Origin of the sequence: Tenacibaculum sp. Cn5-46 (assembly GCF_022347705.1) — a bacterium.
In the GTDB taxonomy this organism is placed as follows: Bacteria; Bacteroidota; Bacteroidia; order Flavobacteriales; family Flavobacteriaceae; genus Polaribacter; species Polaribacter aiptasiae.
In genome coordinates this window covers 82,581-99,078 of sequence record NZ_JAKRGD010000009.1, presented here as the reverse complement: position 1 = coordinate 99,078, position 16,498 = coordinate 82,581, and the positions used below count along the sequence as shown (strand labels likewise).

Sequence of the window (16,498 nt, the reverse complement as noted above, 5' to 3'; positions counted from 1 at the left end):
GAGTTTTTTTATTATAGTATTTGAAAAATGTTACGCTAGCATGGTAACAGGATTTTCAATATAAGTTTTTAAAGTTTGTAAGAATTGAGCTCCTACAGCACCATCAACAGTTCTGTGATCACAAGCTAATGTTAACTTCATTGTGTTTCCAACTACAATTTCTCCATTCTTTACCACTGGTTTTTGTACAATAGCTCCAACAGATAAAATTGCTGAATTAGGTTGGTTAATAATAGAAGTAAAGCTTTCAATACCAAACATTCCTAAGTTAGACACAGTAAAAGTACTTCCTTGCATTTCTGCAGGAGTAATTTTCTTATTACGAGCTTTACCTGCTAGCTCACGTACTGATGCACCTATTTGAGTTAAACTTAAAGCGTCTGTATGTTTTACAACTGGAACAACTAAACCTTCATCTACAGCTACAGCTACACCAACATGTATATGAGAGTGAACTAATGTAGAATTGTCAGTCCAGCTAGTGTTTACTTGTGGATGTTTCTTTAATGCCATAGCACAAGCTTTAACTACCATGTCATTAAAAGATATTTTAGTGTCAGGTATAGCATTGATTGTTTTACGAGAAGCCATTGCATTATCCATATCTACTTCAATATTTAAGTAGAAGTGAGGAGCAGTAAATTTAGAATTTCCTAATGCCTTTGCAATTGCTTTACGCATTTGAGAATTCTTAACTTCAGAAGTGCTCTCTTCACCAGCAATAGCAAAATTAGTTACTGCAGATGGAGTAGAAGTAGCGCTAGTAGTTGCAGTAGCTTCAACTTTGGCTGCAGGAGTAAAGTTTTCAACGTCTTTCTTAACGATACGTCCGTTTTCTCCAGAACCTTTAATATCGGCTAAATTGTAACCTTTATCTTTTGCTATCTTTTTAGCTAAAGGAGAAGCAAAGATTCTTCCTCCACTAGTATTATTGTTTGCTACTTCGGTAGTTGTCTTAGGAGCTTCAGAAGCTTTTTCTTCAACTTTAGGAGCTTCTTCTTTACTAGGAGTAGCAGCACCTGCACTTGTTAAAGTACCAGATTTATGAGCTTCTAATAGAGAAGAAACGTCAGTTCCAGCAGCTCCAATAATAGCTAATAAGCTATCAACTGGTGCACTTTCTCCTTCGTTTACTCCAATGTGTAATAAAGTTCCTTCGTGGAAAGATTCAAATTCCATAGTAGCTTTATCTGTTTCGATTTCAGCTAAAATGTCTCCTTCCTCTATAGAGTCACCTACACTTTTTAACCAAGAAGCAACAGTACCTTCAGTCATAGTATCACTTAAACGAGGCATTGTTATCACTTGTACTCCTTCAGGAATAGCTACTGCAGCACTTTCAGTTTTAGTTTCAGTAGTTGCTTTTGGAGCTTCTTCTGTTGTTTCTACTGGAGCAGAACCTCCATTTAATAAAGCAGAAATATCTTCACCTTCTTCACCAATAATAGCAAGTAAAGTATCAACAGGAGAAGTTTCACCTTCTTGTACTCCAATATGTAATAAAGTTCCTTCATGGAAAGATTCGAATTCCATAGTAGCTTTATCTGTTTCGATTTCCGCTAAAATATCACCTTCCTCAACTTTGTCACCCACATTTTTTAACCAAGAAGCAACAACTCCTTCTTCCATCGTATCGCTTAAGCGAGGCATATTTATAATTGTAGCCATAGGTCTTTTACTTAGATTTTATAAATGGGTAATCTTCTTGTTCGTATACCATATCGTGTAATTGGTTTAATTCTGGATATGGAGAATCTTCAGCAAATTGCTCACATTCTTTTACTAAATCTTTTACCTCTTTATTTATAGCTTCGATTTCTTCATCTGAAGCATAATTATTTTCTTTTATAATGTCTAATACTTGCGTAATAGGGTCTATTTTCTTGTACTCTTCAACTTCGTCTTTAGTACGATAGTGTTGAGCATCAGACATAGAGTGTCCTCTATAACGGTATGTTTTCATTTCTAAGAAAGTTGGTCCTTCACCACGACGAGCTCTTTGGATAGCTTCATCTACAGCTTCAGCAACTTTAATAGGATTCATTCCGTCAACAGGCCCACAAGGCATTTCATAACCTAAACCTAATTTCCAAATATCAGTATGATTTGCAGTTCTTTCTACAGAAGTACCCATTGCATATCCATTGTTTTCAACAATAAATATAACTGGTAACTTCCAGTTCATTGCCATATTGAATGTTTCGTGTAATGAACCTTGACGAGCTGCTCCATCACCAAAATAACAAAGTGTTACAGCATCATTACCTTTGTATTTATCTCCAAAAGCGATTCCAGCTCCTAATGGAATTTGACCACCAACAATACCGTGACCACCATAAAAACGAAATTCTTTTGAAAAAATGTGCATTGAACCTCCCATACCATGAGATGTTCCTGTAGCTTTACCATATAACTCGGCCATAACTCGTTTTGGGTCTTCACCCATACCTATTGGCTGTACGTGATTACGGTATGCAGTAATCATTTTATCTTTAGTTAAGTCCATTGCATGTAATGAACCTGCTAAAACAGCCTCTTGACCGTTATATAAGTGTAAAAAACCTCTTACTTTTTGTTGAATGTAAACAGCTGCTAGTTTATCTTCAAACTTTCTCCAAAATAGCATGTCTCTATACCAATTGATATAGGTTTCTTTGGTGATTTTATTCATTATATATTAGTTGTTTATTTAACGTTTGTTTGTTTTACTTCTTATAAAACGTAACTACAAAAGTAAGTAGTTTTTGGTAATTTAAAAAAAGTTCTTATTAAAAGTTGCTGTAAGGTTTTCGTAACGTTAAAACAGCCTGAAGTTATTCTTTTTCTTTTGCAATTATTATTGATGCTTTTGCACCTGTGGCTAAGTTCCACTGATTGGCAGAAATTAACATTCCTGTATCATTAAAAATTTTAAAACCTGCTGTGTTAGGACCAGATGTTCCCTGATTTAAAGCTAAGATTTCTATAGTATTTACTCCTTCATCTAGGGGAATGTTAAATGATTGGTAACGTTGTTTTAGTATAATATTGCTAACGACAGGAATACCATTGATAAAAATAGTTACTTTATCTCCATCAGGATATTGGAAATCTCTACATATAATATTAACACTTTGAGATTTTGTACTAAAACTTCCTAAATCTTGATCAATAACAGGGTATTGATACATACCATTTATTTTTTGAAAAGCTTTTAAGTATCTTTCTTCAGCAATTTTAGCTTTTGTTAAGATACCTTTATTTTCAAGGTCTCTTTCAGCTTGCTTTTTTTGTAACTCTTTTTGTTGTTTAGTGTGTGCGGTTTTAAAACCGTTATCGTTTTTAAAGTCTAAAGATTTAGGTTTTTTGACTTCTTTAGCTGGTGCAGCTTTAAATCCAAAGGAAGAAACTCCTTTTTTCTCACCTCCTGAAGAGTTATCTAATTGAGCAAAACTATTAGTGCTTATTGTAATTAGACCAAGAATGAATAAAAAATGTATAGCTTTTTTCATATAACGTAAATCTAAGCAAATATAATGCCGATATTTTTTGTTTGTCTAAATAAAGCGTTAAAAATTACTACTTTACTGGGAATTTAAAATAAGTTTTAGGAAAAGGCTCTCCACGTAATGTAAAATGCCACCATTCGTTAGTATAAGGTCTAAAACCGTTTTTTTTCATTAACCTTTGTAATAATTGTCTATTTTCTTTTTGCTTCTTTGTTAATTTTGGATATGTGATATGCGAAGAAATTCCAAAGAAATCATATGGACTTCCCATGTCTAATTCTTCATCTGTTTTTGAGTTTACTATGGTTAAATCTACAGTACTACCTCTTGAATGTCCAGATTTAGAAGCGATATATCCTAATTTGAATAAATGCCTTTTATTTATGCTAGGATAATATTGTTGTTTCATTAAAGTGTCATTAATTACTCTTGCCCATTTCACAAAGTGATTTACAGCTGTTTGAGGACGATAAGCATCGAAAATTTTAAGACTCAATCCTTTTTTTTGTAATTCATCTTGAACTTTTTTCAAAGCTTTGGCTGTTTTCATTGTGGTAATAATTACATCTTTTTCATAACCATCTATTGGTTTTCCTATAAAATTATTACTAGAACAATATCTAAGCTCTTTTTTTATAGAAGGAGCTATGTTTTTTAGGTATGTAAATCCTTTAGGTAAATCTTGTGCTTGAATAGCAAGAGATAAACATAATGCTAAATAAAAAATCCATTTCATAGGGTAAAAGTAATGATTTAAACTTTGACTGTATTATTGAAAGGTTATTAAAAAAGTAATTTAAGATATGTACGCTGTTATTCGTTTAATAAAGTATTTACAAAGTTTTTAAACTCATGTTTAAATTCGATATATTTTTTTCCAGTAGCAGGACCATTAAAACCTGTATGTATTTTTCGAACAATTCCCTTTTTATCTATAAATATTGTGGTTGGGTAGGAAAGGATATGATTTAACATAGGTAATTTTTTTGCAGCTTCTTTTTTGTCTGAACTCCCATATTGTGCTAATAATATTGGATAAGTAATATTCAATCGTTTTTTTAGACGTTTAATTTTTTCAAAAGCTTTTTCTTGAGTTTTATCAGTTTCAAAAGCTAGTGCTACAAATTTTAGATTTGTGTTTTTATTCTTTTTTAAATATTCAGTGTAATATTTACTTTCATCTAAACAGTTAGGGCACCATGTACCCATGATTTGCACAATTACAACTTTGTTTTGAAATTGCTTGTCCGAGTATGAAATCAATTCTCCATTTTCATTAGGGAAAGAAAAGTTGAAGTTTTTATAACCATCTTTTAAACTTGTTAAAGAATTTTCATCAGGTAATTCATAATCGTTATTTAGTTTGGCAATAAAAGGTTCTTTCCAGTGATTTCCTGAGTAAAAATTACCAACCATACTTGAGTCGTTAACTTTAGCAGTGAATAAAAAAGCATGTGCTCCATCAAATGTTGAAAGTTTTAAAGAGTCACCATCTACAACACCTTCTAGATAACGATAATCACCAGTTGTAGTTCTAAAAGTACCTTTTACTTTATTTTTCTCCTGCTTGAAAATTCCTTTGGCAATGTATTTATCGTTTTTATTGTTCGGACTAAAAATGGTTTCCCATTTTCCTGTTATATTGTAATTAGGTTTGTTTTTTGAATCAAATCTTTTATAACTAGTCTCAGTAGAGAAAGGGACAATTCTGTTTAAACTAGGTTTTATAAAGTATCCGTTTAGTTTTTTATTAGGATAGATTTTTGCTGTAATATAACCTTCAAAAACAGGAGTTTGAATATAAACAGAATCGTTTTTGTAAGTAATTTCATCTACTTCTATAACTTCATCAGCATTGTATATTTCTATTGAATTATTTTCTTTTACTTTAAAAATAAAAGGAAGTTCTTGTTGGTCTTGAACTTTTAAAATAGCTCTATAATTTCCTGTTTCTAATATGTTAGAAGTTGGTTTGTTACAAGAAAGGAAAGTTATAAGGCTTATAATAGAAAAAAAATATTTCATAAAATTTAAAAAGATTGATAGCTCTAAAGTACTGTTTTTATTCTGTAAAAATGAGGAAGATAAGATGAAATATTGAGGCTTCATTTTGTTGTAAAATAACCTTTGAAAAAGAGAAGTATAATTTTTTATTTATTAAAACGTTCTTTTATTTAATTATAATCAAATATATTTAGATCGAACTTTAAACCCTTAAACTTTATGAAAAAACTATTTTTTTTAGCAACCTTATTTTTTTCTGTAGTATCGTATTCCCAAATTGAATTTGTTGAATCAACAAAAGTTGATATTGTTGGACAAGTAGAATTTGTATACTTAGAAAAGGTAGGAGATAATGAATCTTATAATTTATTTTATAAAAACATTAATAATCCAATAAATGAATATGTATTCTTTTCATTTAATAATACGAACAATGATGTAGAAAAATTACATCAAATTATGTTGAGAGGTTTTGAAGAGATGCCTAGGAATAAATTCCAAATAAAAGCTAATGGAGATGTAATTTTCTTTAAGTATGAAAGAGGAGATGATGGAGAAATGAGAATGCAGATTCAACAATATGTTAGTAGAGATCCAGATGTAATGACTGTTTCTAAATTTTTAACATTAAATGAGGTTAATAAATTATTTCAAAAATAATTTATTAAACTTTTTACCAAACAAAAAACGCAGCTCATGAGCTGCGTTTTTAATATATAAACGATAGATAATATATATTATCCTTTTACTTTATTTTTAAATTTATCAAATTTATTAGCTGTTTTCTTTGGCCAGCTATTGTTTGAAGTATCAGTATCAGCAGTCTCTAAGTCTGGATCAACAACGATACTTTTAATTTCTTTTTCAGAAGAAAATACTCTGTATACTTTATTATCGTTTTTCATCCATATTTGAGCAGGGAAAGTTTCACGTTTCTTAGTCCCGTCAGCATAAGTTAATTCTACAATAATAGGCATTACTAATCCTCCTGGCTTTTCAAATTCTACCTGATACATGTATTTAGGTAAAGCTTTTAAGTTTGCTTTCTTATCAGCAGGTAATCCGTTAATATATGCTTCTACATCAGATGAATTAGCATCTTCTTTTTTAGTAGTTAAGAAAACTAACTTACCTAAACGAGCAAAATAATTTGGATATTGTTCTTGTAATTTTTTAGTTCTTTCGTTTGGTTTGTCTGTTAAATATAATGGTTTAACTTCTTTAATACCTATGTCGGTATAGTCAGTAGTATAAAACCATCCTCTCCAGAACCAGTCTAAATCCATACCAGAAGCGTCTTCCATTGTTCTGAAGAAATCTGCCGGAGTTGGGTGTTTAAACATCCATCTTTTAGCATAAGTTCTAAATGCATAGTCAAATAACTCAGGTCCCATGATTGTTTGACGTAGCATGTATAAACCAGCAGCTGGTTTAGTATAAGCATTAGGTCCGAAGTTTTTAACGTAGTCACCTTGAGCCATGATTGGAGTTAAGTTCTTTTGATCTAAACTCATGTATCTTACAATATCTTTAGGTAGGTTTCCTGTGTTAAATTTAGGATCGTAGTCTAATTCAGCTAAAATTTCAACAAAAGAGTTTAATCCTTCATCCATCCAAGTCCACTGACGCTCATCAGAGTTTACAATCATAGGGAAGAAGTTGTGTCCCACCTCATGTGTAATTACACCAATCATTCCGTTCTTAACTCTATCAGAATAAGTTCCATCAGGGTTAGGACGACCATAGTTAAAACAAATCATAGGATATTCCATTCCTTGATTCTTAGCATGTACAGAAACAGCTTTAGAATATGGGTAATCAAAAGTCATTTTAGAATATTCTTCTAAAGTGTTAGCAACAACTCTAGTTGAATGCTCTTCCCATAATGGGTTTCCTTCTTTTGGATATAATGAAACAGCCATAACGTTTTTACCGTTAATATTAACTGCCATAGCATCCCAGATATATTTTCTTGATGATGCAAAAGCATAATCACGAACGTTTTTAGCTTTAAAGTGCCAAGTTTTAGTTTTTGTAGTTCCTTCTTTTTCGTTAGCTTCAGCTTCTTCTTGTGTTACAATAAAAACAGGGTTTTTATATGATTTTTTAGCCTTAGCCCAACGATTACGTTGTTCTTTTGTTAGAACTTCTTTTTCATTTTGTAATTCTCCAGTAGCGTCAACGATATGATCTGCAGGTACAGTTAACTTAACATCATAGTCACCAAACTCTAAAGCCCATTCGCTTCGTCCCCAGAACTGCATGTTTTGCCATCCTTCTACGTTATCGTACACAGCTAAACGAGGGAAAAACTGAGCAATAGTATAGTTTTTGTTACCGTCAGGAAATGATTCGAAACCAGAACGACCACCATCTTCAACAGAGTTGTTAATTAAGTAATGCCATTTTATTCTGAATTTAAAAACCTCACCAGGAGCTAATGCTTTTGGTAAGTTAATACGCATCATTGTACGGTTGATAGTATGAGATAAATCTCTTCCGTTAAGGTATTTTACAGCGTCTATTTTATATCCAAAATCTTTTGGTTTATCCATGTTCTTAGAAACAAAACCTTCTGGAGTTTGAAAGCTACTAGCTCCTTCTGATTTTGCTAATGGAGATTTTGAATCTGGAGCACGCATATTTTGATCTAATTGTACCCATAAATATTCTAAATGATCTTTAGAGTTGTTGTGGTATGTAATTGTTTCGTCTCCATATAATGTGTTAGCAGCTTCGTCTAAACGTAAGTCCATGACATAGTCCACTTTTTGTTGTGTATATTGATGACCTGGAGCTCCAGAAGCGGTACGCTGATCATTAGGAGTGGCTAAGACGTCTTTTAATTGACGAAACTTATTTTGATCTGTATGCCCCTTTTGAGGCTCTTTCTTTTTTGTTTCTTGCGCAAATAAAGAAGCAGAAACAAAAAGTGCCGAAAATAGTAACGTAGAATATTTTCTCATTGTTTGTTTTGATTGATTTTTATAAAAATATGTGCGGAAAGTTACTGAATTTTGATTGCTAGTAAGGAAATTTTGTAAAAACTTTAACAATCAAATTTTGTTAAAAGAAAAAATGAAATAAAAAAGCGGCATTATTAATAATGTCGCTTTTCAAATATTTTAGCTTTTAACCTTTTATTTTGTTTTTAAACTTTTCAAATTTATTAACCGATTTTTTAGGCCAACTATTATTAGAAGTATCTACGTCTGCGGTTTCTAAATTAGGATCTATAGTTATGCTTTTTAATTCCTTATCTGATGAAAAGACTTTACTAACTTCTTTATCGTTAAATCTCCAAATCTCTGCTGGGTATGTTTTCTTTTCTTTTGTTCCATCTTTATAGTTAAACTCAACAATAATTGGCATTACTAATCCTCCTGGTTTATTATAGGTGATTTCGTAATAATATTTATTGTGCTTATTAGAAAAACTTAATCCTTCAGTAGTATCTTCATTAAAATTAACAGAATTGTCTTTATTTTTAGAAGTGTAAAACTTTTTAACTCCTTTTATTCCAATATCATTTACATCAGTAGTATAAAACCATCCTCTCCAAAACCAATCTAAGTCCATTGCAGAAGCGTCTTCCATTGATCTAAAGAAGTCAGCAGGAGTAGGGTGTTTGAATTTCCATCTTTTTGCGTAAGTTTTAAAAGCATGGTCAAATAGCTCATGTCCCATAATCGTTTCTCTTAAAATCCATAATGCTGTAGCGGGTTTACCATAAGCATTGTTTCCAAATTCATATACATGATCACCTTTGGACATGATAGGAGCAATTTTAGATTGATCTCCAGACATATATTTTACTATATTTTTAGGGTAGCCTCTAGTAATAGGGAAATTTTTGTCATAATCTAGTTCAGCTAAAATTTCCATAAAAGAATTTAAACCTTCGTCCATCCAAGTCCATTGACGTTCATCAGAATTTACAATCATAGGAAAGAAATTATGTCCAACTTCATGGATGGTAACCTTAATCATTCTGTATTTTGTTCTGTCAGAATAAGTTCCATCGGGGTTCGGTCTTCCTGGGTTGAAACAAATTTGAGGATATTCCATACCCATTTGTCCATCAACTGAAATAGCTTTGTGATATGGATAATCAAATGTATATTTAGAGTATGTTTTTAATGTTTGCGCAACTGCTCTTGTAGAATGCTCTCCATAAAGAGGATTAGCTTCTTTAGAATATAAAGATTCTGCCATTACAGTTTTACCATTTATATTAACAGCCATAGCATCAAAAATAAACTTTCTTGATGTTGCAAAAGCATAATCTCTAACGTTGGTAGCTTTAAATTTCCATGTTTTTGTTTTTTTAGAACGACCTTGTTCAATTTTTTCAGCTTCTTTTTGAGTTCTTACAATAATAGGTTTGTCAAAGGTTTTTCTTGCCTTGTCAAAACGTTTTAATTCAGTCTTAGAAAAAACTTCTTTTCTGTTTTGTAAAACTCCTGTTGCACCAAGCATATGATCAGCCGGTACAGTAATGTTTACATTAAAATCTCCAAATTCTAGAGCAAATTCACTACGTCCCCAAAATTGATCATTTTGCCAACCTTCTACATTATCATAAACACACATTCTTGGATAAAACTGTGCAATAACATAATTATTATTTCCATCTTTTGGGAAGTGCTCATAACCAGATCTTCCACCTTGAGTTCTGTGATTATTTATATTGTACCACCAAGAGATATTAAATTTAAATATTTCACCAGAAGCTAAGGGTTTTGGTAAATTAATACGCATCATTGTTTGATTAATAGTATGCGATAAATTGCTACCGTCAGTATTTGTTACACTAGTGATTTTAAATCCACCATCAAAAGGTTTATCAGGGAAAGCTCTATCAAATCCTTTTTTGCTTAATGTTTTTCTGATTTTACCAGAACTTATATCTGGAGTTTTAGAATCAGCAGCACGCATATTTTGATCTAATTGAACCCATAAATATGATAACTCATCTACAGAATTGTTGTGGTATGTAATTGTTTCATTACCAGTTATTCGTTGTTTATCATCGTTTAAAATGATGTCCATATTATAATCAACTTTTTGCTGAGTATATTCTTTTCCTGGAGCACCAGAAGCAGTGTGTTGATTATTAGGGGTTGCTAAAACATCTTTTAACTGTCTAAACTTATTTTGATTTGTATGTCCTTGTTTTGTTTGTGCAACTATAGTAGTTGTGACAAATAAAAAAGCAAGCACAAACGAAGTTATTTTCTTCATGAGTTTTTAGTTTGTTTAATTGTGGTTGAATTTAATAAATAGCAGATGATTAGCTAAGTAAGTGTTAAAATTTTAACAAACCTTTATCGTTTTTTTTAGTTAAAAATAAACTTTTACGTTCTTTTTTTATAGATGCTTTTATTAAGTTTTGTTGATCAGGAAAGTATTTTATGAGTACGTCATTGTGAATTTCGATAGATTTTACTGAAGAAACATTTTCTATTTCTAAATAGAAGTAAACAATATTTCCGTCGTACTCTTTCCCTATGAAGTTATAGTCAAAATTTTGATCATTTATGTGAATTTTAAAATGATCTCTCAAATACTTTAAAAAATATTCATCAGAGTTTTTTAATTCTTTTTTAGTAGATAATTGAAGGTCTATGTTGAAATCTTGATTAATGGCTGTTTCAATATCATCCATAAAAACATTCATAATCATTTGAACAGATTGAGATTCTTCTTTATACTCAATTTCTGTTAAAGCGATGTAATATTTGTGTACTGAAAAAGATAATAGTGGTACTATTAATAAAACAATGAATAGTTTTTTCATACTTCGATAAAAATCAATTATTGCGCCAAATTAATGTTTTTCGATAAGTTTAAGATAACTTAGATGTTCTTTTCTTAGAATATTTATAACTTTTAACATTTCATTATTATTGTATAAATTTTCAATACCCAATGGGGTACAGTATTCAAGAAAATGATAGTATTTGTTGACGGGGATTTTTAATTCAACAAAGAAAAATTCTTCACCTAATTGATTTAAAAGATTAGCAGGCAAATTTTCTTTAGACGCTAATTCACTTCTAAGTTTTCGTATTTTTCCTAGTTGTCTAAAAGGAATTATTGTTGTAGTACCTAAACCTTCAAAAGTAGTTGTAGGATCAGTTCTAACTATAACTGGTTTTACATTAGTATTTATATGATCAGTTGAATTACTAGTGTATTTTATTTCAGAAAAATTGCTAGCTTTTTTAGCCTGTTCTAATTTTGAGTTAATTTTTACTTTTTTTAAGTCGTTATTTAGAGATCCAGAAAGTTCATTGTTATTAAGAGAAACTTCATCTAATTCATAAACTTGTTTTTCTAAAGTAGTTCTTTTTCTATAAACATTAAAATCATCAGAAGTAAGTTTTTCAAATATTGTTTTATAACCAATTGAAGAGAAACGAATAGAATCGTTGGGTTTAGCAAAAATTCGATATTCTCCTTTTTCATTTGAAAATGTAACCTGATTACTTGTAAAATTAACAATATGAGCATTTTCTAAAGCTCCATCTTTATTGTATATAATTCCAAACAATGTTTTTCGCTCTTCTTGAGCAAAAAGAAATTGAGAAAGTAGCATAAAGAGAAGGAGTGTTTTTTTCATGATAAATTAAAAAATCGGTATACTTCTAAAGATACGAAAATTTTATGGAAATTTATGAAACGGAAATTTATAATAAGATTAAAGGTGAATATTATTTCTGTTCATAGAATATTATGTACTACCTTAATTTTAATGTGTGTAATCTTTGGAGTTAGACTCTTTGAAACTTTCTGATTTTGATTTAAAAAATTGAATTAAATCTATTTCTCCTGAGTTAAATACAGTATTAAAATTTTTATCATAACTGCAGTAATAAATAAATTTGTAGATATCAGATTCTTTAATTCCAAATTCTTTAGTGAAATGTATACTGTAGGTCTTTTTTATCTTGTCTACCTTAAATTCTAAAGATTCTATGTCTCTATGTTTGGTTAGTTTTTTTATTCTTCCTGAAATGCTGTTTAGTATGTAATCTAAAGAGAAAGAGTTTGCTAAACCAAACGTAAAAGGGACACTTCCTCCTTTAGCAGTTTGTAATTTTCTTTGAGCAGGAGTTAAAATTTTAGCTCCAGCATATGGGAGCTTTAAGGTAACAGCATTTATTTCTTTTTTAAATTTAATTTTTTTACTGTCTGAAGATAAGAATCCAGATAAATCATTTTCGTTTAGATTTACTTCATCCAGTTCAAAAGGAGTTTTTATAAGGTCAATAATATTTTTTTGAATACCAAAATGCTTCATTTTGATATGAAATGTTTTCGTTTTGTAGCCAACAAATGATATTTTTAAACTATCATTAACTTTTGCTAAGACTCTAAATTCCCCATTTTCATTAGTATAAGTACCTTGATTGGTGTTTAGATTAATAATGTGAGCATTGATAACGGGGCCAATTTTATCTTTTATCTCAGCATAAAAAAACTTTCTGGAGTCTTGTGAGTGGACTTTAGAAAGCAGGAATACTAATGTGAAAAAAGGTAAGAGTTTTTTCATTCTTGTAAATTTATACTTTTTAAATAGGTAACACTTTCTTGTTTTAATATTTTTATCACATCAAATATGTTGCCATTTTTGTATAATTTTTCAATTTCTAAATGATTACAATAATCTAGAAAATGATAGTATCTATCTTTTGGGATTTTTAATTCTTTGAAGAAGAAATTAGGTGAAAGTTCCGATAGTAATTTTTTAGGAAAACTCTCTTTGAAAGCAATTCTCTTTCTCATTTCTCTTTTTTCTAAAGAGTATTTATCAGGACCAGAACTAAAACCTACACCAATACCAGCAAACTTTGAAGTAGGGTCAGCTACTTTTCTCATATCAGGAGCTTTTGATCTATCAATAACATCAATTGGTAAAATAATAGTTTCTTTAAAATTAACCATTGAGAAGTCTACAGCTTTTGCAGATTTAACAATTCCTTGGTCTTTGGGTACTTGTTTTGAGTCAATAGAAAGAACGCCTTTTAAATTATGCTTTTTTATAACAACTTCGTCTAATACATAATCTGTTTTTTCTAGCTTGATAGTAGTTTTTAGCATACCAAAATCATTGGGACTCACAACGAAGATTTTGGTAGCATATCCTACAAAAGAAATTTGAAGAGAATCTTTTCTTGTTGCAAGAATCCTAAATTCACCTGAATCATTAGAAAAAGTACCTTGATTGGTATTTAAGTTTATAATGTGTGCATTAGCAATTGAATTAAAACTGTCTTTTACATTAGCATATAAAAACTTTCTTTTTTGTTGAGCATTGATATTATGTACAATTAGGAAAAGAAAAAAAAGTAAAGGTTTATTCATAGGCTTATTTTTGAGTAAGTTTTGTTTGTTCTTTTTCTAAAAGGTATGGGGAATTTTTACTATTGTCTATTAAAATAGAGGTTAGTTCTAAAAGTTTGTCTTTTTTATACAAATTGATAATTCCTCTGGAAATACAATGCTCTAAAAACGAATTGATATCCTCTTTTTTAATTTTTAACTGTTGCACAAAAAATCCATCTGTAAAATGTTTTCTTATTTTAGAAATATTTTCATCTTCAGATTTTACTTTTCTTAATATTTTTTCTCTTCTATTATTACCGTTAATGGAATTAATAAGTCCACTTAGACTAACAGAAACTCCTGATTTAATTTTTAGAGTTTTATCTTTTTCAGGCTTTTTACTATTAGCGTAAGGAAGTTTTAGAGTTTTAGCGTTAACAATAGGAGCATTATTAGTTAAAATATCTTTATCGATATCAAAAATTCCTTTCTTTTTTTCTAAAACAACTTCGTCAAGTAAGTGATTTTTACTATCAATAAAAATACTAATATTTGTAGTTTTTAGATCTTGATCACTAATGCTATATTCAGTATATTCAATATTTAAGTGAGATGCGATAAGTATATCTCCTTTGTTAGCTAAAATTTCGAAATGTCCTTTTTCATCGGTAATAGTACCAATAGATAGTTTTTTGTTTATTAAATGAACATCTTGAGTAGGAATGCTGTCCACAAAAATATAACCAGAAATAATTTTAGGATTATTTTGAGCTACAACATTAAAAGATAATATCGTGAAAAATAAAAGTAGGAATCTTTTCATGTAACAAATAAACTACCTAACCCTCTTAAAAATGTTTTAATAACATGGTAAATTTTTGTTAATTTGATTTATGAAGAAACTTATAATAGCAAGCACATCAACAATTCACGGTAGTGGATATTTAGAATATATTTTACCAACACTTTCTAATTTTTTTAAGGATATAGAGACAATTGTATTTATTCCATATGCACGACCAGGAGGAATAAGTTATGATGAGTATACTGCAATTGCTAGGAAAGCATTTGAAAAAATAAATAAGAGAGTAGTAGGAGTACATGAATTTGAAACTCCTCAAGAAGGAATTCAAAAAGCAGAAGGAATTTTTACAGGAGGAGGGAATACTTTTGAGTTAGTAAATCAGATTTATAAAAACAATATTTTTTCTGATTTAAAGAAGGTTGTGGAAGAGGGAACACCATATTTAGGAACAAGTGCAGGAAGTAATATATGTGGTGTTACAATGATGAACACTAATGATATGCCTATTGTATATCCGCCGAGTTTTAAAACGCTAGAATTTATACCGTTTAATATTAATGCACATTATTTAGATCCAAATCCAGATTCTACTCATATGGGAGAAACAAGAGAAACACGAATTAAAGAATATCATGTTTTTAATGAAACTAAGGTATTAGGACTAAGAGAAGGGAGTTGGTTAGAAGTAAACGGAGAGTCAATAGTACTAAAGGGAAATTTATCGGCAAGATTATTTCAGAAAGATAAAGAACCAATAGAAATAGAAAAAAATAAAGAGATAAATTAATACAAAAAAACCAGCTGTAAAGCTGGTTTTTTATTTTGAAATAAGTTGTTTTTATGATAAAGCACCTTCTTCATCACATGTATAAACCTGAGGGCAAGCTATTAATTGGTGACAGTAAAAAGGTCCAGTAACTCTTCCTGCACAATCACAACCACATTTACGAATGTCTTGATCGAAAGAAATTCCTCCAGTTAAGTTTTTTTGCTCTTTTCTGGTTAAAATTGTTGCTCCACTAATGTTTAATAAGTTTTTTTTCATAATTAATGAGGGACTTAAAGTTTGTTTTATAATTTTTCTAAAAGTAGAAATTATAAATGAAAAAAAGTATTTTTTTTAATAAAATTTTAAAACTCCTTATGTATAAAGGTCTAACATTTAAAACTATGAAATGTCATGTTGACATATTTTTGTTTAATGGCAGTATTATTGCTTAAATAAAGAGAAAATAAAAGAGACGATTTACAATGAGTAAAGATCAATATACTAAAGAAGACGAGTTAAAAGATAATATTGAAGCTGAGGCAAATCAAGAAGAAGTTGTTGAAAACGAGGAGGCTATTAAGAAGGAAGAGCCAACAACTGAGGAGTTAATTCAAGTAGAAAAAGATAAATATCTGCGTTTATTTGCAGAGTTTGAAAATTATAAGAAAAGAACTTCAAAAGAACGTATTGAGTTATTTAAAACGGCAAATCAAGAAGTAATGACAGTTTTACTGCCAATTTTGGATGATTTTGAAAGAGCGTTAACTCATATAGAAGACGATAAAGAAGCAGAAGAACTACGTAAAGGTGTATTGTTAATATATCAAAAGTTAGTTAAAACTTTAGAACAAAAAGGATTAACAGTAGTTGAAGTGAAGGCTGGAGATGATTTTGATGCAGAAGTACATCAAGCAATTACTCAAATTCCAGCACCATCTGATGATTTAAAAGGAAAAATTATCGATTGTGTAGAAAAGGGATATAAATTAGGAGATAAAATTATCCGTCACCCAAAAGTGGTGGTTGGACAAGCGTAAACAAAATTACCAATTATCAGTTATCAATTGTTTTTGTTAATTGCTAATTGTCAATTGAATTAAA

The 16,498-nt window shown here is 30.0% G+C and carries 16 protein-coding genes; 3 read left to right on the top strand and 13 right to left on the bottom strand.

The window, feature by feature from the left end; all coding sequences use genetic code 11:
- Positions 1–30: 30 nt before the first annotated feature.
- From MHN29_RS17275 to MHN29_RS17255, 5 genes are all read right to left on the bottom strand, one after another.
- Positions 31–1,668, bottom strand: coding sequence for a pyruvate dehydrogenase complex dihydrolipoamide acetyltransferase (locus tag MHN29_RS17275; protein ID WP_235275926.1), 1,638 nt, complete (start codon positions 1,666–1,668; stop codon positions 31–33).
- Positions 1,669–1,675: 7 nt separating this feature from the next.
- Complete coding sequence (gene pdhA, locus MHN29_RS17270) at positions 1,676–2,671, bottom strand: pyruvate dehydrogenase (acetyl-transferring) E1 component subunit alpha (RefSeq protein ID WP_150901470.1); 996 nt, start codon at positions 2,669–2,671, stop codon at positions 1,676–1,678.
- A 142-nt stretch (positions 2,672–2,813) separates the two neighbouring features.
- Positions 2,814–3,491, bottom strand: coding sequence for a hypothetical protein (locus MHN29_RS17265; RefSeq protein ID WP_235275925.1), 678 nt, complete (start codon positions 3,489–3,491; stop codon positions 2,814–2,816).
- A gap of 67 nt (positions 3,492–3,558) precedes the next feature.
- Positions 3,559–4,224: a M15 family metallopeptidase gene (locus MHN29_RS17260; RefSeq protein ID WP_235275924.1), complete on the bottom strand. Its 666-nt coding sequence runs from the start codon at positions 4,222–4,224 to the stop codon at positions 3,559–3,561.
- 77 nt (positions 4,225–4,301) lie between these two features.
- Positions 4,302–5,513 (bottom strand): peroxiredoxin, encoded by a 1,212-nt coding sequence (locus MHN29_RS17255; protein ID WP_235275923.1) that lies wholly within the window; start codon positions 5,511–5,513, stop codon positions 4,302–4,304.
- Between the two features lie 198 nt (positions 5,514–5,711).
- Between MHN29_RS17255 and MHN29_RS17250 the strand changes: the two genes are divergently transcribed.
- Positions 5,712–6,152: a hypothetical protein gene (locus MHN29_RS17250; protein WP_235275922.1), complete on the top strand. Its 441-nt coding sequence runs from the start codon at positions 5,712–5,714 to the stop codon at positions 6,150–6,152.
- A 77-nt stretch (positions 6,153–6,229) separates the two neighbouring features.
- Here MHN29_RS17250 and MHN29_RS17245 read toward each other — a convergent pair whose 3' ends face one another.
- The 7 genes from MHN29_RS17245 to MHN29_RS17215 form a co-directional block, all read right to left on the bottom strand.
- Positions 6,230–8,458, bottom strand: coding sequence for a M1 family metallopeptidase (locus MHN29_RS17245; RefSeq protein ID WP_235275921.1), 2,229 nt, complete (start codon positions 8,456–8,458; stop codon positions 6,230–6,232).
- 166 nt (positions 8,459–8,624) lie between these two features.
- Positions 8,625–10,736 carry a M1 family metallopeptidase gene (locus MHN29_RS17240; RefSeq protein ID WP_235275920.1) on the bottom strand — a complete coding sequence of 704 codons (2,112 nt, stop codon included), beginning with the start codon at positions 10,734–10,736 and terminating at the stop codon, positions 8,625–8,627.
- Between the two features lie 64 nt (positions 10,737–10,800).
- Positions 10,801–11,292, bottom strand: coding sequence for a DUF6702 family protein (locus MHN29_RS17235; protein WP_235275919.1), 492 nt, complete (start codon positions 11,290–11,292; stop codon positions 10,801–10,803).
- Positions 11,293–11,322: 30 nt separating this feature from the next.
- Positions 11,323–12,117 (bottom strand): carboxypeptidase-like regulatory domain-containing protein, encoded by a 795-nt coding sequence (locus MHN29_RS17230; protein WP_235275918.1) that lies wholly within the window; start codon positions 12,115–12,117, stop codon positions 11,323–11,325.
- Between the two features lie 129 nt (positions 12,118–12,246).
- The gene (locus MHN29_RS17225) at positions 12,247–13,050 is read right to left on the bottom strand and encodes a carboxypeptidase-like regulatory domain-containing protein (RefSeq protein ID WP_235275917.1); all 804 of its coding nucleotides are present in this window, start codon (positions 13,048–13,050) and stop codon (positions 12,247–12,249) included.
- Positions 13,047–13,862 (bottom strand): carboxypeptidase-like regulatory domain-containing protein, encoded by an 816-nt coding sequence (locus MHN29_RS17220; protein ID WP_235275916.1) that lies wholly within the window; start codon positions 13,860–13,862, stop codon positions 13,047–13,049. The genes MHN29_RS17225 and MHN29_RS17220 overlap by 4 nt, the downstream gene beginning before the upstream one ends.
- A 4-nt stretch (positions 13,863–13,866) precedes the next feature.
- The gene (locus tag MHN29_RS17215) at positions 13,867–14,646 is read right to left on the bottom strand and encodes a carboxypeptidase-like regulatory domain-containing protein (protein WP_235275915.1); all 780 of its coding nucleotides are present in this window, start codon (positions 14,644–14,646) and stop codon (positions 13,867–13,869) included.
- Positions 14,647–14,716: 70 nt separating this feature from the next.
- On the opposite strand from MHN29_RS17215, the gene pepE reads away from it, so the two are divergent.
- Entirely contained in the window at positions 14,717–15,415 is a 699-nt protein-coding gene (pepE, locus tag MHN29_RS17210; protein WP_235275914.1) for a dipeptidase PepE, read from the top strand.
- A 51-nt stretch (positions 15,416–15,466) separates the two neighbouring features.
- On the opposite strand, the gene MHN29_RS17205 is transcribed toward pepE, so the two are convergent.
- Entirely contained in the window at positions 15,467–15,673 is a 207-nt protein-coding gene (locus tag MHN29_RS17205; protein ID WP_235275913.1) for a hypothetical protein, read from the bottom strand.
- A gap of 206 nt (positions 15,674–15,879) precedes the next feature.
- Between MHN29_RS17205 and MHN29_RS17200 the strand changes: the two genes are divergently transcribed.
- Positions 15,880–16,434 (top strand): nucleotide exchange factor GrpE, encoded by a 555-nt coding sequence (locus MHN29_RS17200; protein WP_235275912.1) that lies wholly within the window; start codon positions 15,880–15,882, stop codon positions 16,432–16,434.
- Positions 16,435–16,498 lie beyond the last annotated feature (64 nt).